This is a genomic window from Segatella hominis, assembly GCF_004535825.1.
Taxonomy (GTDB): Bacteria; Bacteroidota; Bacteroidia; order Bacteroidales; family Bacteroidaceae; genus Prevotella; species Prevotella hominis.
In genome coordinates this window covers 1-19,603 of record NZ_SGVY01000041.1, presented here as the reverse complement: position 1 = coordinate 19,603, position 19,603 = coordinate 1, and the positions used below count along the sequence as shown (strand labels likewise).

Genomic DNA, 19,603 nt, shown 5'->3' with positions numbered 1-19,603 from the left:
TTTAAACTTGGTATTGAAAAAAGTGCTATATTTGCAGTATGAAACTAAATAATGAACAAAAGAAAGCCCTTTATGAAGAGGGTTACAAATTCTGTTTTGATGTTGTCAAGCTCATTCTTGGTGGTGTCATTTTTGCAGGAATTATGCAAGATAATATAGATAGAACTAGGTTGTATGCTTGGGGCGTTTTCTTTATGGTCTTGATAGTTGCATTAGGAATGTATTTTATAATAAAGTCTAAAAATAAAAAGAAATAATTATGGATTTAGTTGATTTTTTGGGTCTCGTCACTGCTCTTATAGTCGTTCCTGGGCTTGCTTTTATTCTTTGGGATAATTACCAAGAGAAGAAAGCTGGCGTATGAAAGGATTTATTCACAGCATAGAAAGCTTTGGTTCGGTAGATGGACCAGGCATACGTTTCCTGATATTTCTACAGGGATGTCCGATGCGCTGTCAGTTCTGCCATAATCCTGATTCCTGGAAAGTGGGAGTGGGAGAGGAATGGACTGCAGATGACTTGCTCGACAAGGCGGAACGGTTTCGTACTTACTGGGGTGACAAAGGTGGCATCACGGTGAGCGGTGGCGAGGCATTGTTGCAAATCGACTTCCTGCTGGAATTGTTTGAGAAAGCGCACCGTCGTGGTATCAATACCTGTCTCGATACTTCTGCACAGTTGTTTACCCGTCAGGGGACTTTCTTTGAGAAGTTTGAGCGACTGATGGAGGTAACAGACACGATACTCCTGGACATCAAACATATAGATGATGAGGAGCATCGTAAACTGACCAAGCATTCTAACAGGAATATTCTGGATTGTGCTCGTTATCTGAGCGATATCCGGAAACCAGTTTGGATTCGCCATGTACTCATCCCTGGTATTACAGATAAAGATGAGTATCTGGAGCAGTTGAGTGATTTCCTTCAGACATTGGATAATGTGGAACGCGTAGATGTCCTTCCTTATCATACATTAGGAATCTATAAGTATGAGAAGTTAGGCATTGACTATCCGCTCAAGGATGTCAATCCTCCTACTGCAGAAAGAATAGAGAATGCTAAGAAGATCTTAAGCAAAAAAGTTTTTTAAAATAAAATGAGTGAGGGGCGCAACTTAAGTAGCGCCCCTTTCGCCTATATGGAAAATGAGTTTAAAAAAATGGGTCGTTTCTGCAACGGCTTACTTTACGAATCATATTTAAATTTTAGAAAATGATGAGAAGATTGAAAAAAGGCGGCATACTTGTTATGCTGGCAGTTCTGATGGGAACTGCAACGATATCTTGTTCCTATTCAAATGGGATTATGAGTAATGGAACGATAGACACCGGAAACCTTCATTTTGTAGAGGCGGATCTGACAGAGAAGCCATTTGTCAAAATAGAGGTAGAAACAGTAGCGGATGTCTATTATGTACAGAATAATGGAGATCAGCAGAGTGTGCGTTTCGACTTTACTCACATCAAGGATGATAAGCTTCGGAAGCAATTTGAGGATAAAACCGTGGCAATCTATCGAGAAGGAAAGTTGAAGATTGGCTTAAAGAGCAAGATAACAGGTGTCAGTAAACTCGATTCCGGCAGTCGTATGCGAGTATATATCACGTCACCAGATTTAGTGAAGATCACCTTAGAAGGAATCGGATCCTTCCATTCAGACGCCATCAATTCAGATGTATTTGACATCGACAATGAAGGAGTAGGAAATATAGAGATCAAGAATCTCCTGGCGAATCGAGTAGGGATTGATAATGAGGGAGTAGGAAGTGTCACAGTAGTTCGTCTTCAGTCAGACGATGTGAACATCGACAATGAAGGAGTCGGCAATGTAAAAATCGGTCATTTCAAAGGTGGCAGGTTGAAGATAGACAATGAAGGTGTAGGTAAGGTAGAAGCCCAAGTAGATTGTGAATCGATTCATGCGATGATAGAAGGCGTCGGCAATATCAAGCTATCAGGAGTAACCAACAGCTTGACAAAAGAAAAAGATGGTGTCGGCCGCTATCAAATATCCGATTTAAAAATCAGAAACAACTAACCCCTCCTTCCCCTCCGTTTCCTTTAGCAAGCAGCAAATACAGAAAGGCGGTCCCATCCCGCACAACCACCTGGCGAGGGCTTTGATGCCCCGCCAACCTTAGAGCGCAGCGGTTAAGAGCGACGAGTAGGAGCGGTTTCCTCTTCTTCCCTGAGGGGAGAAGACCGAGAAGAGAGGTGGAGCCTTCCTTAACGGTAAGGAAGGACGGGTAGGTTTTCGAAAAACGGTAAGGAAGTCTTGTTAGCTTTTTGAAAAACGATAAAAACAAAGACTGCAAGAGAAACGGTTTGGCTATGTTAAACTTGGGTTATCTTTACAGTTTTTTTTAGGAGCTTGGCTTTTTTTTACAAAAAAAATCGTAAATTTGCAGCGAGAAATAAAAACTTGAAGAATAAACAACATAAAAATGAACTTATGAAGAAAATCTCGTTGATAGTGATGAGCTGCATAATAGCTTGCGGACTGCTCGCCAATCACGGCATCGTGAAGGGCGGAGAAATGTCGCCTAAGGTAGAGGACACGGTATCGATTGACAAGAAAATCACTGATAGTCAATGGCTATCGAACAACTCCGACACGTTGGAAGTGGACACAGCTGTCGAAGACTCGGTGGTGAATGTGGTGGCCTACTTCTGCAAGGGCGACACCTGCGAATACTGGATAAATGAGAATGAATGGAAGGTGAACGGCAAGGACACGGTGAAGACGCTCGGCGTATCCACCCAGGTGCGCCTCGTGGTAAACGATTCCACCAGCAAGGGCTATAAGATGAGCTATACCTTCCTGGACGTAAAGGCCGATTCGGTGGGCGATAACTTCCGGGACAAGATGATGGCCATGATAGCGGAGCGCACCGCCAAGAGCGTGATAGGCAGCACCATCAACTTTGAGACCGATGAATACGGTCGCATCACCAAGATTACCAATCTCTCGCAAATCAAGAAGCAGGCAAAGGCTCTCTTCAAGGCGAACATGAAGGACATCGCCTCCATGCCCATCATGCAGGCAATGAAGAAGGCGATAGGTCTTGACTTCATGAAGATAGGCAACCAGGCTAACACCGACGAGTTGGTGGAGGGCTACATGGAGGAGCTGAAACTGCTCTTCGCCTGCCACGGAAGCCAATATGCCGTGGGCGAGCATCACGAGCACGAGGATGCCACCAAGGATAGCTACGCCAACGACACTTATATCAATGCCAGCCTAGAGAAGGATGGCAACTACACAATCTCCTGCGAGGTGGTCAGCGTGATACCAAAGGAGACCGTGAAGGAGGTGATGGGCGGACTGATGGGTGCCATCACGGAAGGACTGAAGGGCAAGAAGATCGAGGACGGCAAGGATCATGATGGCGACATCAAGGACTTGGACGACGAGTTTAAGAAGGAGATAGACAAGGCAGTTGACCAAGATGCCCAGACCTCGGAGTATCTCAGTGTGACCTGCTTCGAGGATGGCTGGCCTAACAGCGTGTTGAAGCAAAATAAAACTGTGATAGCTGGCCGTGGCAAGCTGAAGCAGAAACTCATCGAGGTTTGCCGATTCGCACAGCGCGAGAAATGATCCCATACATTCCGCTCGATTTAAGAAAAAATAATATAACTTTGAACCAAATTTCCCATCTAAATGAAGATATCCTCCATATTAAAACAGAAGCGGACATGGAGCATCATGCTTTTCTATGTTCTGGCGGTATTAATAAGAGTCGTCTCAACCCGCTTTGAGACCATAGACCCATCCCACGTCAAATTGGGGGATTTCGTAGGTGGCTTGAGTCCACTCATAGGCGCGATTGTCGTTATCTTGGCGCTTCGAAGAAAAATGAAGACATCTCTTTTTGGTACATCGGTCACCAAGAGCATCCTCACATTGGCGGTGCCTTTTGTTCTGTTTGGCATTGTTGATTACAAGGAGATAGGACTCTGTTTGTGGTTATTGTTTGTATATCTGCTCTATGCCTTCTTCGAAGAGGTGGGCTGGCGTGGATACCTTTATAGCGAACTAATTGGCTGCAAAATCATTCACCGACTGCTGCTCACCACTTTGCTTTGGTTCTTTTGGCATTGCAGAGCATGGCAAATAGGGGATGTGGGCTTCTTTGCCTTGTTGTTCCTTGCTTCTTTTGGTCTTGACAAGCTTATCCGTGATACGCATTCTCTTATACTGGTGGCCTGCTTCCATGGTCTGTTCAATTTTTATTTCAAATGCCTCTCCGACCCAAGCCATTGGTCGTCAATCGTTTGTCTCGTCATCACCATCATGCTGTGGCTCTACATTTGGTATGGGCCAAAAGTCAAGATTTGCTGGAGATAATGTAATGCTTGGGACAAAAATACAAAAAGAAAGGAATACTTTCTATATACAGCCTGCCATTCACTACGTTCCAAACCGTTGTGTGAACGATTATCTTTGATGATTTTCTTTAACTCCTTTTCTATATTTTTTTTACATCTATATATTTTTCTTTTGTCATCTTTTATATAATTATCACATATGAAAAAAGTCTGATGATAATTTGTACCTTTTATAGTTAATACTAATCTTGGAGGCAATTTGATTATATCACAGAGAGTTGCATCCTGTAAGAGTTCATACAGTTCTTGGATTGAAATATCATCATTAATAATGTATTCATTATCATCAAAATAATTTTTTACTAATATTTGCTTACAAACTTTTTTGTTTATAAGATTAGGATGTATGCTATTTTTACAACAATTCCATAGGCAAAACAACCCACAAAAACAAAATATTTTTAATAACTTATTCATGAAGATAGTGTATTTTAAATTATAAACCTCATCCAGCAAGATAGTGGAACCTTTTACTTGTGGAAATTCGCTTAGGTGTAATTAATTGAAGTTTCGCAAGTGAAAATTCAATAACCTTATAATCAACAGAAAAGTCATCAGTCTCGCTACCAGCATACTGGATGCGGCGTGGATCTGAACCGTAAGAGTCGAAATATCTATTCATTCTACCTCCGTTTTTAAAGTGTTCTATTTTGGATCAAATAACAAAGGACGTTTACTGGCGATGCGCTTTAATACTATATAATCCAAGCTACAGATTACTCTTTGTTTATTCTTTCCACCAATTCGTCTGGTGTAAGTATCTCCATCTTGGATAAACCAAACCACTTTTTACCTGAGTCCTTAATGGATGCACCTATGTGATATACACAGTTCGCTGCTCTCCTTTTTTTCTATTTTATCTGTCATATTTATATTCATTTTTCCAAAATCACAAATTGTGACTTTGAACATTACCATATTTAACAGCATCCAAAGGTAATGCTTTTAGCCTTTAAACTACTATCACACAACCCCTTTCTTTGAAAAGAACGTAAAATTAAGTATTTTAACTCGCTCTAAATAGGACTTTGATTGAATATCAAGAACTTGGGCGTTTGCCTATATTATATAGGTAACAATATGGAAACGAGCGGACTTCTGCTCGTTTCTGTATTTTGCAATATACAAAGAACACCTTAATTCGGGGACAAAGATACGATAATTTTCTAAATATCCAATGATTTACGATGAGATTTTTATGGCAATTAGAACTTTTTGTGTTAAATCCCATGCATGAAATGCAGTTCTCTAAGAAAATATTTGGAGATTCCTACAAAAAAGCGTATTTTTGCAGCAACAAATCCCACCACGCCTCTCAACGATGCGTACCACGGTGGGACTTCGCTTTTTATATGGGTATATGAACTACGCCAACTTATATTCAAGGCTATCCAAGATATTGAGATTTCTCTCCTAACCAAGATGATTCAAGTGTTCTCAATGGAACATGGGGCATTTTGCTCCTGTGTGCACATTGTGGCTATAGCCATAAAATAATTGCCATCTTCCCTATGTATGAGTTTGGCGTTATGGCTTATGATGTCGCAATTATAAGATGCATTGTTGCTGCCCTCGAAAGATACATGAGCCATCCTTGGCTCATCGAAAAGATACAAATACTTGTATGGCACAAACACTTGCACTGTTCTTTGATTGATGACCTCACCATTAGCCTCTGGCATGGATTCCATAGCAGGAACATATTGTGGTGTGTTGCCGCCTAATGTTGAAACAACACTCACGTTAAATGCTGATGGTACCTACTTGTTGATACAGACATTCAAAGAAAAGTAGAACAAACAGGAAAGGTTAAGAGGAACTTTCCAAATGCTTGACAGTAATATATTGATGCTTGTACATCCTTCAAGTGGTGACAATAAATTCTATAAGGTGAGGAATGCCAACCATATTGTTTTGATAGATTCGTTCGGTAATGAACCCCAAAAAGAGGATAAGAAGAACTATATTCATGAACAGAAAGTATAGAAAAATATTAATAAACAGCGTCTAACTATAACTTTTATAGCTTGACACAGCTTATTTTACACTCTCCTCATCTCAATAAAATTGGTAAATTTATTTTTCAGTCAACCAATTTTTACGGATTTTCCCATAATCATCCCAGTTCCAATAACAATTTATTTTTACTGGGTAACATTTTCGGTTCGGGATATCCAACATTGAAAGCTGCTCTAAATTGTATATCGGTGTCAAATCCATATCTTCTATTAAGAAATTTTTCCCAAATAAAGCAAGAGCTTTAATCCTTTTTAAACCAACCAAAGACTTGATTGAAGCCAATTTATCTGTTTCTATTATAACAACCTCAATATTTTTTGAGTTTGCTAAAAAGTTGATGTCGTGAAGGTTTTTGACGCCTCTAATCTCTATTTTTATTAAATTTCTAAGAAAAGAAATGTCCGAAAACGACTGTACCTTTTTGCAATTTAGTATAGTTAAACTTTTAAGTTGCAATAGTTCTTTCGCAAAAGATAGAGATGTTATATTGGAATTAGCTATTGTTAAATCTTTCAGGTTTTTCAAATTTCCAATACAATGTTTATCCCCAATTTTAAAATCATCAATATATAGTTTTTCTATACTATTACAAGAAAATAAAGAATCATTTCGTTTATCACCATAACAAAACACATTTTTTAGATGGTAAAAGGCATGATAATCAATATCATTAGCATTGGGTAAATTCAAACACAATGTTACCAACTCATGCTGTTGCTCAACATTTTTAATTCCAACAGAATGAGTATCTATTATTTCTAATGTTGCTATCGGCTTTATATATCTTAAAAAAGTATAGTCTGAACATTTCCATCCCAATGAATAGTTCAGGAATAAATGCTTTATTTCATTTTTCTGGATGATGTTTACAAACGAATCTTTCCATTCACTGTAAATAGCCAAACCTAATCCATTTAATTTTTCCTTATTATATGGATTCTCTGTTACTATTCTATATTTTTCTTTATACCACATATTTCATTGTTATTATGATGTGCAGTTTTTACAAAGCATAACTTCGTAAATTCTGCACATCATTTACTTTTAATTTTTACTTTATTGGTTTAACTTTATATTTGCTCCAATCAGAAGGGCGTATTTCATTTCTTTTATTGTCCAAATGTTGTACGCCTCCTCTTTGATTCATTGCATTTTGTTCAGTCTTTTTTTACACGCTTGCAATTGCTTTCTTTTACTATTCGGCTACAAGCTATTAGTTAGAAATAGAAAACAGATTTCCATATTTAGAGTTATTTGATATTGTTTTAATATTATGGTACTCTATACTATGTTTGAGATGTAAATATGAATACGATAAATTAGAGCTATTATAAATTTCAATATCAAAATATTTATAATCAACGGTTCTAATGGTATTGCATTTTATCCTCTGTAACATATTTCGTATTGAATCAACTTTTGAATAGTTCCATCCTAAGTTTTTCAATAATAGATTAAAATTCTTGTTATCTAACCTTTGTGAGTTAGCTTTTTGAGTGACTCTTTCTCCATTAATTACTTTTTTGCTTGTTATAATAATATCAACACTATTATTTTTATCATTAATATTAAAATTAACATAATTTTCTTTTTTTAAATTTATTGGAATAGAGTTATTAAATAAATTAGTAACATCAAAAAAAAGCTCTGCATTATTTTCAAAATTTTTTTTCATCCACAACACATCGCGACTCTTACTGTAATCACATGATTGCAGCAGTTGTAAAAGTATTAAACCAAGTAATATTTGCATTAAATATTTCATACCTGTTATTTTAAATTTCTCTGAAGGAATGATATTCCTCAATCTGTGATTTTGAACATTCCTCCATTGTTAACTGAAACCTAAAATCAGAAGGGGACCTCTGAATGTTACGTTTGACTGCTTGGTTCAAAGTTCTTGTCTCTACACCATATAGCGTTGCCAAGTCTTTGTCAAGCATAACTTGCTGTCCTCTAATTACTTTTATTAGAGACTCTATATTATCTACGACAACCAACTGGTCACAATTTGCGACCAGTTCGCCGTTTCCTGTCTTTTCCGTTATGTCTGCCATATTGCTATCTTTATTTTTGAGATCACGATTTGTGACCTTAAACGTATTGTTGTTATATTGCGTACAAAGGTAGTGCTTTTAGCCTATAAGCCACTATTGCACAACCCCTTTCTTTGAAAAGAACGTAAAATCAATAGTATTATTGCGGTGATTGTAGTTTTATTAACTTTAATCATAATCTTAAATTTTTAATAATTAATAATGTGTAAGAACTCTTTGCTCTCCTTGGACTCTTTGCCTCTGCAGCGACTTTTTATCTCTGGATTGCACTGCAAAGGTAGGCATAATATGGACAAGATTTTTGATATGGAAAGTATGGACTGTGGTATGGAAAAAATAAGGAAGCCTTGTCGGGGCTTCCTTATATGGAGAGTGCTGTATGTGTCTGTATGACTGGTTGTTGACGAATTATTCTTTGTTGTCCAACAGCTCGCAGATTCTTTTGTAGAAAGATGATTTTTGGAAACAGCGTTTCACTCATTAAAAGTTTCTCTATATATGGTAGTTCTACAATTATTTAATCACATTTGACATAATAGATTGCACCATCATGCCTAATCATAATAAATATAGTCATATTCCTGGGAAATACTATTATATTATCGGCGGAAGGAAACCATATATCACTAAAATAATTATATAAATCTATTGTACGGAATACATCTATTGTTTTAAACTCATCCCAATTAATACAGATAACATCACAACATAAATTCAAATCTGCAAATAATTCTAATAATGAAAAGTGGTCATCAAGTGCATTATACTTTTCAATAAAAGAACCATTTGATTGAAAATTATCAAAAACAGACTCATGTAAATCATATACTTTAATATTCTTTCGAAAATGTTGGTAGCATATATTACAGTCTGTTTGATTCAATTTTTGAAACGAGGGAAATAACTCCCCCGTTTCTTTTTCAAATAAATCAATTTTAAAGTTTTCCATATTTTATTTCTATCTAGGCTCAGCACCACTAATACCACCTGCATTTCGTTTGCCTTTTGTGAAATCCCAATAGTTTATATGTGGGTATTCTTCTCCGCTGCAAGGCTTTGCATTAGGATGCGCAGGGTCAAGACGATAACCTTTTTTTGAATCTCCTCTCGAAGGGCTTCCGAATTTACCTTTTTTCCATCCTTATTTCCGCAACACTATAATTTAATATTTTTTATAAGCACCTGAGCAACAAAAAGTTGCTCAGGATTTTGCCATGTCAGAAATTTCACTTATCTTAGTGTTGCAAAATAAAAACAAACAAAATTCTGAATGACATGGCAAAACTACAAATAAAATCTGAGAAACTCACTCCTTTTGGGGGAATTTTTTCGATTATGAAGCAATTTGATGCTCTTTTAGCTCAAACCATAGATTCCACCTTGGGATTGAGATGCACTATGTTTGGTTATCAATATAGCGAGATTCTACGCTCTCTGATGTGCGTATATCTTCGTGGTGGCAAGGAACGCATCTTCGATGACATGAACGTAACTTCCAAAATGGATTAAGACATCACGTAGGCATGTATTGAACATTTACTCAGACAACAATGCTTATGCCAACCTGTTCAAGACAGACTTTGGTTAAAGACCATGCTTTTTGGGTTAAACCAGCGTATTACCTCAAGTCGCTTTATGGGGTAAGGGGATTTTGTGTTTACGACGTTTCTGTTATGCAAGGAATATGTACAATAAAATGAATTTTTGTCGTTTTACAAGCAAAATCCCACGAAACCCAATAGGTTGCGGATTTAAGGCCTATTAAAATAAAAAATGTCTCCACTTGATAGACTGTCTTTATCATTATAAGGGAAAAACAATAGATTTGGTATAGAATCCTTTAGTTCAAATATAGACCTACTTTTTGTTTCATAATTATATAAACAAAGAGTATTTGATGTAATCTTAATCTTGTAAAAGTTGTTCAATCCGGTAAATTCTCCATATAATTTTCCCTTTAAGAACAATCTTATAGAAACTGCCGCTCTTTGTGAATCTTGATACTGACCTGACAATATTTTTTGTTGTATTACTTAAAAATTATTTTTCTTAATTTTTAATGAACCTAAATACTTGTACTCATAATCATTAGTTAAGTCTTCTGTTTTTATTCTTATTGAATATGTTACAGAACTATTATGCGATTCTAAACATAATTTTTCTAATTCTGTTTCATATTTTTCCACAGAATCATAGGCGTTGTCTCTAATAGTTGAAGTACTTTTTTTGCAACCAATAATTAGAAAACAAATAGTTATATATATACAAAAAGTAACAATTTTCATAAAGCGTATTTTTACTATTATAAAAGAGGGTGTGTCATAAGTCTGTGACGCACCTTCCTATTTTAGATGATGATTATCATAGGCTTTTCCATTTTATTAGATAAAGCTCTGATAGCCAACAATTGATGTGGATTGATATACAAATAACTGCAATCGCAAACATCCCAAAAACTATTTTGGACAACATACTATCTTTTTGAAATTTTCGTTCAATTTTTTCGTATACAGGAAAATAATAATGATATGTCAACCAGTATAAACCACTCCATATAATTATGCAAATTATTGTTGCAGTATTCACAGGAATATCAAGATCCATCCAGCATAGAAATAGCAATCTAATTATGCTAATTAGTGGAAGTGCTACTAAAAGCGATATAATTCCCGCTATGCTGATTATGGGATTCCATGAATGACTTACTTTAAAAATTCCTTCTATTATAACATAAAAAGCGTAATAAAGACTATGTAGTCCTTTCTTAATATATTGTGATACCAAGTCTGTCATATTCTTGAAGAGTTTTTTCGATTGGTGTAAAATCCTTTGTGTATGGATTTATTCTTATTCTAAAATCAGGAGTTCTATATTACGTTTTACAGCCTCGTTTAATCTTTTAGTTTCCACTCCGTAAAGTTCAGCCAAGTCTCTATCTATCATAATTTGATTTCCACGAATAGACATTATTCGACTTTCTACAGGAGTGGTAACTACGACTTCATCATTTTATAACCGGTCGTAATTTGCGACCAGTTCTCCTTTATCTTGATGTTCTATATTATCTGCCATATTTCTATCTTTATTTTTGAGGTCACAAATTGTGACCTTAAACGTGTTGTTACTTATTATTGCATGCAAAGGTAGTGCTTTTAGCCTTTAAACTACTATCACACAAACCCTTTTTGGGGAAAGAACGTAAAATTAATAGTTTTATTGCTGTGATTGTAGTTTTATTAACATAAAGCTCTAAAGCAGCCAAAGGAGAACAAGAGCAAGGAAGCCGTGGAGACCAACAAGGACATCGAGCAGTTGTTGCTTTCCATCCAAAAGGCTTTTGATGTGCTTGTGGAAAAGAAAACGGAGTTCCAACACTTGTTAAAGCAGAAATCAAACTAGCAGAAGACAGAAAAGACTTATTGTCTTTCATTCAATTAATAGACCTATACATGTATTAGTTATTAGGTACATCGATGCAAAGATTAAGTTCAATACTGCGTTAAATTAATATTTAATTGTCTGCAAATCGGATGAAAGATATTGCATACTGTAATACACAATTCAAACGCTTTGCCAAGTATTTTAATGGATTTGTAGAGAAGAAACAGAAATACTACATAGGCTTTGCGACAGAAACTTCAGAAAATGTATGGTGGTATGATGGAAGTAAGGTTATGAAAAGTATCCTATGACTACCTTTAAACGTGTTTTGCGCATTTCTCGCACCTAGGTAACAAAATAGCATATGGCTTATGGTGTAAATAGTGTTAAATATAGACTTGTTGTGATCAACAAATAACTATTTTTAGTAACTTTGCATTTTATTTATAATTCTAACATATCTGCTTATGTTAATATTTCTCCAAAAAAATAAAATAGATATTATGCAAAGAGTGATTGTCACTCTTTGCATAATATCTATTCCTTTTTTTCAATCGTTTTCTAAAAGGTATTCAAAGACAAACTTAAAGATAGATATTCCTTCTGAGAATATTCATTTTAGAATGCAAGTATATAAAGGCAAAAACTATTTTATTTTACCGAAAGTAGCTTCACACTCTTTAAATAAATATATGGATAATGAAAGAATTTGGCAATGGGAGAAAACATATATTATTGGCAAAACAAATGTAATATTAGACAGTTTAAAAGTTGGAGACATCGTTGGAGATATATGTACTGGTTTTTATAAAATTCGTAAGAAAACTTCTTTTAGATTATTATATTTTATTCCACCACAAAAAATAGGATATGTCATATTACCTTATATGTATAACGAAAAAGCAAATAGACTTTATATTAAAAATATTAGCGATTATATAACTACACCAGATACAAAATACCTCTATTCTATAGATGATAATCACCTTATATGGATAGAAAATACACCATCTTATGAAAAAATACCAAATGAAGTATGTCGTTTGCAGATATATAATCATCCATCTCTAAGCGTAGAGAGAGAATTAAAGGAAGAATATCTTAAGGAATAATAGTCCTAATGGCATAAAATACATCCAAATAGCTTTGCAGAAAGGTAAAAATAAAATAAAGTTCGATAAAATTAAAATATAATCGAACCACAAAAAATCTCGAAATAACTGCTAAAAAGCTTGGTGGTTATTTCGATTTTTTTGTATTTTTGCAATCGAAATTAAATAGAAATACAAGTATGGCAAGAATCGGATATGCAAGGGTCTCCACAAAAGACCAGAATTTAGACTTACAACTGTCAGAATTAGAAAAATCCGGCTGTGAGAAGGTGTACTCCGAGCATAAAAGCGGCCTAAAAGCCCGTTTAGAGCTAGCAGAAGCGATTAAATACCTTCGAAAGGGAGACATACTAGTCGTGTACAAATTCGACCGTCTATGACGTTCTTTAAGCGATTTGCTAAACATCATTTCAGAGTTGCACGAAAAAGGTGTAGAGATTATATCCCTCAAAGATAATATCGATACATCCAACAGCTCAGGAAAATTGATGATGCACATCTTCGCAAGTCTAGCAGAGTTCGAACGAGATTTAATAATAGAAAGAACACAAGCCGGAAGAAAAGCAGCGATGGCGAGAGGCAAGAAAATGGGAAGACCGAAGCTTAAGCGCAACAAAAGGGCTAGAGCTGCTGCTATGCTATATGCCAAAGGTATGGGAATAGACGATATACAAAGTCAACTAAATATAAAGTCCAAGTCAACGGTATATCGATATCTCCGCTTAGAAGGCATAGAGCCAAGTAGAAAGCCATATCTTTGTAAATCAAGCACAAACAAAGTATCAAACAAAGAACATATAGATGAGCTTAGCAAGCTCCGGTAGTGATATTTTTACAAATGCACAAATAATTATGATAGAAGCAAACGACAGAAAATTGCCTGTAGGTATCCAGTCTTTTGAAGAAATCAGAAAGGATGGATATCTTTATGTTGACAAGACAGATATCATCTGGCACCTTGCCAATAGGGGAAAGAAGTATAATTACCTGAACCGACCACGTCGCTTTGGTAAATCCGTTCTTGTCGATACGCTTGAAGCATACTTCCTAGGAAAGAAGGAACTCTTCGCGGGATTGAAGATTATGCAGCTGGAGACGGAATGGGTGAAGCGTTCTGTAATTAGACTCGACATGAGCCAGGCAGGAGCAGAACCGGAAAGTCTGAAAGGTTATCTGAACTATAGCTTTCAAGAATATGAATCTTTATATGGGATTGAAGCCAAGGAAAACTTCCCATTAGCTACTCGTCTGATAGAAATTATAAAGACGGCTTACAATAAGACTGGGCTGCAGGTGGTTATTCTCATAGATGAATACGACTCTCCATTGCAGCATTCCTGGAAGACTCCGCAACATGAAGCATGTCGGGATATCTACAGAGAAGTGTTTTCTGTACTGAAAGCCCAAGATAAATACGAGAAGTTTGTTTTCATCACTGGTATTACCAAGTTTACACAAATCTCTCTATTCTCTGTTCTCAATAATTTGAGCAACATCAGTTTCAATCCAGAGTATGCAGCTCTCTGCGGTATCACGAAAGAAGAACTTCTCCGTGATTTCACCCCAGAAGTCAAAAGATTGGCAGCAAAGAATGAGTGGACTTTCGATGAAGCTATTGCACAGTTAACGACTTTCTACGACGGTTATCATTTCAGTCATGAAAATATGGTTGATATATTCAATCCATTTAGTCTTGTCAATGCCCTTTCTGATTCCAGTCTTAAGAATTACTGGGCTTCATCAGGAGCAACCTCGCTGCTTCCTAAATTTGTTGATGATATGGAAATTCGCTTGAACGACTTTGACCATAGTGCCTTGCTAGGTACAACCATAGAAACTTCAGATGTAACGGGTGGTGGCTCAGAGTTGTTTCTTTACCAGTCTGGCTATCTCACTATTAAGGGTTATATGAATGGTACTTACCTTCTTGGCATTCCTAATTTCGAAGTAAAACAAGCCTTGAACGAAATCGTGTTGCCTGCCCTTTCCATGCGTAAGAGTAATGACATTCAGTCATCACAAGCATTTCTGAACCTTTACCTGAATATGGGGAAACTACCAGAAGCTATGAAATGCCTGAAGGCTCTTATTGCGGATGTTCCATACAGCAACAAGAAACTTGCTAGTATGGATATGGAAGAACGTTATCGTCTGATTCTGAGTACCATTTTTAATGCCATCGGTTGCCGAGTGGAAGTGGAAAAGATGATAGCTACTGGTAGAATAGATATGGTGGTGGAAACATCGACCTTCATCTATGTATTGGAATTGAAGCTGAGTAACAATGGTGGTGTTGATGCGGCAGCAGAGCAAATTAAGGCTAAGCAATATGCCGAACCGTTCAAAGCTGACAAGCGCAAGGTAATAGCCCTTGCTGTAGAATTGGATGATTTAGGTAAAGGATTAGTTGATTGGAAGGAAGTATAATTTGATATGAGGGTGTGTCATGGACCTATGATACACCCTCAAGCAATTCCATCAAAGCTGCGCAATATTTCTCTTGATCCACAACTTGAAAAACGGATCATTTTCTTTCATTTGCATGTCTCCTCGAAATAAAAAAATAAAACAATATAATCAATAAAATTATTACATGGATAGATGTAAATAATACCAAATAGAACCACCACGTAAACGCTGCTCCACCAGCCCCTTTATAGATCATTAAGTAGTACAAAGGAAATGAATAACCAACAAACACAATGGCATTTATTGAACATTTTTTGTGACTAATAAAAATCCATTCTATTAGTAGCAATATTATGCATATTAAAGAAATAGCATATAGGATTATATTATCATTCATATTTTAAATTATTTTACAAATCGTTTTGTGTAGCTTTTAAATACATGTACTCACATATATAAACAAGCAATCCTAAGCCTATATATAAGAATCTCTCATAAGGCATAGATGAAACGACCCACCAATTATATACAAAAAACAACAGAAATGCGATGCTTAATGTACCAAACAAGATTCTATTAAACTTATTACTACCATAGACCATAAATGTAAAGATATAACCTACAATATATAACATATCATTATAAATATACAATAAGCTTAGTGCTATATCAGTTTTACCTCTAAAAAATACATGGAATATATGTGATATAATAATGTATGCAACCAATCCTATTATTATAGAATATATTTTTTGTTGTTTCATATCTTATTCCTCTTATTTTTTCTTTTTGATAGTGTATGCCCGCATATTTTTAGGAGAATAACTTGTAACACGATTGTCGTTTTACGGAGTATTTTCTAAATAATATAAAAAATTGATTTTTTTTATATTTATCTGTGGGTGTATATATCTTTTTATTATTATTTTTTTATCGGAATCAGGTATGAAATGCGTTCCTACAATTTTATATAAATACAGCCCACCTTTGGCGCATCTGAAATAAAAATAACGACTGTAAAAATTCTCTCCTCCACCATAATTGCATTCAAGAATACAATCATTATTATTATTATTTATATTAACACTCAAGTTCTTTACGTCTTCAGAAGATGGGAATGCTATACGTGCAATTGTTTTCTTGTTTTTTTTAACAATTAAAAATCTTGTATAAAATCCTTCTTCAGTTAATTCTCTTAATAATTGAACCACGAAATACTTTTTTTCTTGTGTTCTTATTATTATAGAAGATTCAATGTCTTGAATCTGTGATTCATTTGTATTACCTTTCCCCATTTGGGAAAAGGTAATACATAATAGAAACGAGATTAAAATACACTTTATCATTATTCTACCCTCCAGAATATTGAACGCCCTGCGGTTCCAGTAGCTCTTATGCTGTGAGGAGCTCTTGACGCTTTTGACCAACTATATGTAAATTCACCTATGCAAAGGTAGTGCTTTTAGCCTTTAAGCAACAATTGCACAACCCCTTTCTTTGAAAAGAACGTAAAATCAATAGTATTATTGCGATGATTGTACTTTTATTAATCGCTTCACTCGTTGTACCGTACTCACGCCCCTTTACCACTCAGCTTTGCCACATCCCGAATGGAATACCCCTTGCTATTGGCTATACAATTCCCGCTATTAGGGCTTGTTAGGGACTTGCACCCATTAGAATAAGCTCATGCCGATCATACTAAAATGGGTATAGTACGCTCTATACGCCTATACCTATGTACCATTATTTTTGCGTCTGACTTTATGAGCACTTTCTCCACTAAACTGAGTTAGCTTGTATATTTAAGACGCATACCTCAATAAATCAATACTTCTAGAAGTGTTGAAAATTTTTCGTAGGCAGTAGTGAATTGTTTCTTAATTATTCAATATTCTTTTTATTCGAAAATGTAACTAAGATTTTAGTTATGCATTCCTTTATAAAGCAGAAAAAAACTGATTGTATTAGAATGTTTGCAGGCATTGTGAACAGTATTAATTTTGGAACTTGGTGGTCATCTAAAAAGAAAGGGTAATCATTGTTAATCAATGATAATGGTAAAGATAAAACTTCTTTTAAAAAAATGTGTACATAATCAGCAAGTATGGGTGATTCACTATCACTCATAGACAAAAAAATTAAAATAACAAAAGTGACAATATCTATAACGAAAATTGATACACCTATAAATAAACAATCTTTAGTATAAAAAAGAGTTCTTTTTTTAAAATTTCCCATATGTATTACCTTTATTTGTTACTTTTTTTACGGCACTCAATTGGTTTTTGACCTGTTTTTTAATGATACTTTCATATTGTTTTGCTTTTATGTTTTATCTAAAGAACGATTGACATTTGAAATTATTGTATGGAATTACTGTATTAATCAAAAACGCACAATAATATGTCTGTCAATGTTTTTCCATTGTCTCACCAAGCAGAGACTATTTGGCGACACCCATGTTCAAGTCATACATGCTTTTCCGCCAAAGGTGCCTCTCTGCAATCCTGCTCTCCATCCTGCTTCTATTGCGCCATTCAAATAGGCCGATTACTATGGTACATTCTACGACGACGATGACAATCGTGATGCCAAAAGCCATCCATCGGCAGACATGCCCCGCCTGTTCCTTACGTTCAATTTTGTTGCTGAATTTAATGATTTTACTACATTTTGATATGATTAAAGTTATTTGAACTGGCATAGTTACGGTTGGAATGTCACAATCAAGATTTTTCGCTGCTATTATAACTATTTTTGCGCCTGGTATCGTTTAAGGAATCTTTGTTTTATATACAGGCAAAGAAATAGAAATCCGTGGATAAACAATAATCCACGGATTTCTATTCTTTGTCAATTCAATGAATTTCTTATATTCCATTGAAACCAGTAAGGGTCTCGTCTTTTTTTATTTCATACAAATACGTGTACCCTGTTGGAATATTATAATTTATAAATACACATTTTTTTTTATGTCTTATAGCCTTTGCGTAACTCGGAGATTTATCGTCAAATAATGTAGTCTTAAAACTATAGTACATTTTTTTTATTGGTGCGCCAAATACAAAGAGATATGTATGATTGTTAAAATCAAGTTTATTTGTATCAATAATGGCTTCTACTTTTATTGTATTGTTAATTAATTTCATATTTGACAAAAACTCTTCTTTTGTATTTGCAAATTTATAAGCATCTGGATAAAATGGAGTTTTTGGTATCGGAAGCTTGCAACAAGCACTATACTTAATATAATGCTTGTTACAAGTAATAAAAGATAGTCCAAAGACTATTACTACAAAACATAATTTCATATAAAGCATCCTATCTTTTGCCATTTCTCTCTCTTCTTAATGGATTATTTGAAATGTTATTGCGCTCCTCAACGAACACTTCACCGAAAGGAACATACTCGATATACTGCACCACCTCGCCGTCCACATAGTCGTTGTTGTCCTCGCCATTGTACGGCACTACAAAGGTAGTGCTTTTAGCCTTTAAGCCACTATTGCACAACCCCTTTCTTTGAAAAGAACGTAAAATCAATAGTATTATTGCGGTGATTGCACTTTTAGTAATCGCTTCACTCGTTGTACCGTACTTACCCCTTTACCACTCAACTTCGCCATATCCCGAATGGAACATCCCTTGCGGAGTAAACTTATTACTTCCCTATATTCGGCTTTCATCTGTTCTTCCCTATTTTCCAAGAGACTTGAACATCTTGGTGATGCACTTTTTCTTCTGTTCCATGTTCGGGTGAGCATAGAGATTAAGGGTTGTTGTAATATTTGCATGACCGAGCAGTACGCTTACGGTCTTGTAGTCGCACAATGTTCGATACATCGAAAAGAACTTTTCTGTATGCCCAAATAAAGAAGTTGTTGAGAAAGTGAGAACTCATGTAAATACTTACGAGGACTCAATTCGCTACCATAACGAAATGATACAGATGGCAGCAATTAAAGATAGCATTGCTAATAGCCTATTTAAAGAGGCGAATGAAATAAAAAAGAAAATTAATCAGAAATAAAATTGGCTACAAGCGCATTCCATGCTTTGACAAGATAAGGAGAAATGAACTTCGCATCGTGTTCGATAGTGCAAGAGCTTGTCTATGTGGCACAGGACAAAATGATGTAAGTATATTCTTCTATCAGGATAGAAGAATATACGGCAGTTTTAGGAATTGGAGTCAGTTTGGATTCTGTTGTTGGAACATATTGCGGTGT

The 19,603-nt window shown here is 35.5% G+C and carries 20 protein-coding genes and 4 pseudogenes; 11 read left to right on the top strand and 13 right to left on the bottom strand.

The features are described 5' to 3' along the window. Positions 1-38 precede the first annotated feature (38 nt). From EXN75_RS12945 to EXN75_RS12925, 5 genes are all read left to right on the top strand, one after another. Positions 39-257: a DUF6722 family protein gene (locus tag EXN75_RS12945; RefSeq protein ID WP_118062908.1), complete on the top strand. Its 219-nt coding sequence runs from the start codon at positions 39-41 to the stop codon at positions 255-257. 103 nt (positions 258-360) lie between these two features. Beyond that, entirely contained in the window at positions 361-1,092 is a 732-nt protein-coding gene (gene pflA, locus EXN75_RS12940; RefSeq protein WP_134844127.1) for a pyruvate formate-lyase-activating protein, read from the top strand. 122 nt (positions 1,093-1,214) lie between these two features. Further along, positions 1,215-2,039, top strand: a complete 825-nt coding sequence (locus EXN75_RS12935; protein ID WP_118116286.1) for a GIN domain-containing protein — start codon at positions 1,215-1,217, stop codon at positions 2,037-2,039. Positions 2,040-2,453: 414 nt separating this feature from the next. Continuing rightward, positions 2,454-3,602, top strand: a complete 1,149-nt coding sequence (locus EXN75_RS12930) for a hypothetical protein (protein WP_134844126.1) — start codon at positions 2,454-2,456, stop codon at positions 3,600-3,602. Between the two features lie 258 nt (positions 3,603-3,860). Continuing rightward, entirely contained in the window at positions 3,861-4,352 is a 492-nt protein-coding gene (locus EXN75_RS12925) for a CPBP family glutamic-type intramembrane protease (protein WP_050796344.1), read from the top strand. Here EXN75_RS12925 and EXN75_RS12920 read toward each other — a convergent pair. After that, positions 4,310-4,810 carry a hypothetical protein gene (locus tag EXN75_RS12920; protein WP_134844124.1) on the bottom strand — a complete coding sequence of 167 codons (501 nt, stop codon included), beginning with the start codon at positions 4,808-4,810 and terminating at the stop codon, positions 4,310-4,312. The genes EXN75_RS12925 and EXN75_RS12920 overlap by 43 nt on opposite strands. A gap of 1,010 nt (positions 4,811-5,820) precedes the next feature. Further along, entirely contained in the window at positions 5,821-6,135 is a 315-nt protein-coding gene (locus tag EXN75_RS18305; protein ID WP_246031401.1) for a hypothetical protein, read from the bottom strand. A gap of 85 nt (positions 6,136-6,220) precedes the next feature. Here EXN75_RS18305 and EXN75_RS17790 point away from each other — a divergent pair, with 85 nt between their 5' ends. Beyond that, the gene (locus EXN75_RS17790) at positions 6,221-6,379 is read left to right on the top strand and encodes a hypothetical protein (protein WP_167639519.1); all 159 of its coding nucleotides are present in this window, start codon (positions 6,221-6,223) and stop codon (positions 6,377-6,379) included. Positions 6,380-6,469: 90 nt separating this feature from the next. On the opposite strand, the gene EXN75_RS12905 is transcribed toward EXN75_RS17790, so the two are convergent. The 4 genes from EXN75_RS12905 to EXN75_RS12890 form a co-directional block, all read right to left on the bottom strand. Beyond that, on the bottom strand, positions 6,470-7,387 hold the full coding sequence (locus EXN75_RS12905) for a leucine-rich repeat domain-containing protein (protein ID WP_134844123.1): 918 nt from the start codon (positions 7,385-7,387) through the stop codon (positions 6,470-6,472). A gap of 238 nt (positions 7,388-7,625) precedes the next feature. Continuing rightward, entirely contained in the window at positions 7,626-8,177 is a 552-nt protein-coding gene (locus EXN75_RS12900) for a hypothetical protein (RefSeq protein ID WP_134844122.1), read from the bottom strand. Positions 8,178-8,187: 10 nt separating this feature from the next. Beyond that, complete coding sequence (locus tag EXN75_RS12895; RefSeq protein WP_134844121.1) at positions 8,188-8,469, bottom strand: ORF6N domain-containing protein; 282 nt, start codon at positions 8,467-8,469, stop codon at positions 8,188-8,190. A 517-nt stretch (positions 8,470-8,986) separates the two neighbouring features. Beyond that, the gene (locus EXN75_RS12890) at positions 8,987-9,418 is read right to left on the bottom strand and encodes a hypothetical protein (RefSeq protein ID WP_022129820.1); all 432 of its coding nucleotides are present in this window, start codon (positions 9,416-9,418) and stop codon (positions 8,987-8,989) included. 326 nt (positions 9,419-9,744) lie between these two features. Between EXN75_RS12890 and EXN75_RS12885 the strand changes: the two are divergent. Further along, a pseudogene (locus EXN75_RS12885) lies at positions 9,745-9,930 on the top strand (IS1380 family transposase); the annotation flags it as partial. A gap of 1,386 nt (positions 9,931-11,316) precedes the next feature. Here the strand turns inward: EXN75_RS12885 and EXN75_RS18300 are convergent. Continuing rightward, positions 11,317-11,436: an ORF6N domain-containing protein gene (locus tag EXN75_RS18300; protein WP_271690965.1), complete on the bottom strand. Its 120-nt coding sequence runs from the start codon at positions 11,434-11,436 to the stop codon at positions 11,317-11,319. A gap of 154 nt (positions 11,437-11,590) precedes the next feature. Next, a complete protein-coding gene (locus EXN75_RS12875; protein WP_134844120.1) occupies positions 11,591-11,899 on the bottom strand; it encodes a hypothetical protein in 309 nt (102 codons plus the stop codon). Between the two features lie 418 nt (positions 11,900-12,317). Between EXN75_RS12875 and EXN75_RS12870 the strand changes: the two genes are divergently transcribed. From EXN75_RS12870 to EXN75_RS12860, 4 genes and pseudogenes are all read left to right on the top strand, one after another. Further along, positions 12,318-12,962 (top strand): hypothetical protein, encoded by a 645-nt coding sequence (locus EXN75_RS12870; protein ID WP_223176161.1) that lies wholly within the window; start codon positions 12,318-12,320, stop codon positions 12,960-12,962. 179 nt (positions 12,963-13,141) lie between these two features. Continuing rightward, a pseudogene (locus EXN75_RS18295) lies at positions 13,142-13,537 on the top strand (recombinase family protein); the annotation flags it as partial. Next, positions 13,532-13,786, top strand: a complete 255-nt coding sequence (locus EXN75_RS18290) for a helix-turn-helix domain-containing protein (protein ID WP_342776617.1) — start codon at positions 13,532-13,534, stop codon at positions 13,784-13,786. The pseudogene EXN75_RS18295 and the gene EXN75_RS18290, both read left to right, overlap by 6 nt. A gap of 28 nt (positions 13,787-13,814) precedes the next feature. Further along, positions 13,815-15,389: an ATP-binding protein gene (locus tag EXN75_RS12860; protein WP_134844118.1), complete on the top strand. Its 1,575-nt coding sequence runs from the start codon at positions 13,815-13,817 to the stop codon at positions 15,387-15,389. Between the two features lie 827 nt (positions 15,390-16,216). Here EXN75_RS12860 and EXN75_RS12850 read toward each other — a convergent pair. From EXN75_RS12850 to EXN75_RS17785, 5 genes and pseudogenes are all read right to left on the bottom strand, one after another. Next, positions 16,217-16,666, bottom strand: coding sequence for a hypothetical protein (locus EXN75_RS12850; protein ID WP_246031399.1), 450 nt, complete (start codon positions 16,664-16,666; stop codon positions 16,217-16,219). Positions 16,667-18,244: 1,578 nt separating this feature from the next. Then, a complete protein-coding gene (locus EXN75_RS12840) occupies positions 18,245-18,709 on the bottom strand; it encodes a hypothetical protein (RefSeq protein ID WP_134844115.1) in 465 nt (154 codons plus the stop codon). After that, the gene (locus tag EXN75_RS12835) at positions 18,696-18,887 is read right to left on the bottom strand and encodes a hypothetical protein (RefSeq protein WP_118120541.1); all 192 of its coding nucleotides are present in this window, start codon (positions 18,885-18,887) and stop codon (positions 18,696-18,698) included. Before EXN75_RS12835 ends, EXN75_RS12840 begins: the two co-directional genes overlap by 14 nt. A 35-nt stretch (positions 18,888-18,922) precedes the next feature. Next, positions 18,923-19,066 (bottom strand): annotated as a pseudogene (locus EXN75_RS18285) (recombinase family protein); the annotation flags it as partial. A gap of 4 nt (positions 19,067-19,070) precedes the next feature. Then, positions 19,071-19,225 (bottom strand): annotated as a pseudogene (locus EXN75_RS17785) (tyrosine-type recombinase/integrase); the annotation flags it as partial. Between the last annotated feature and the right edge of the window lie 378 nt (positions 19,226-19,603).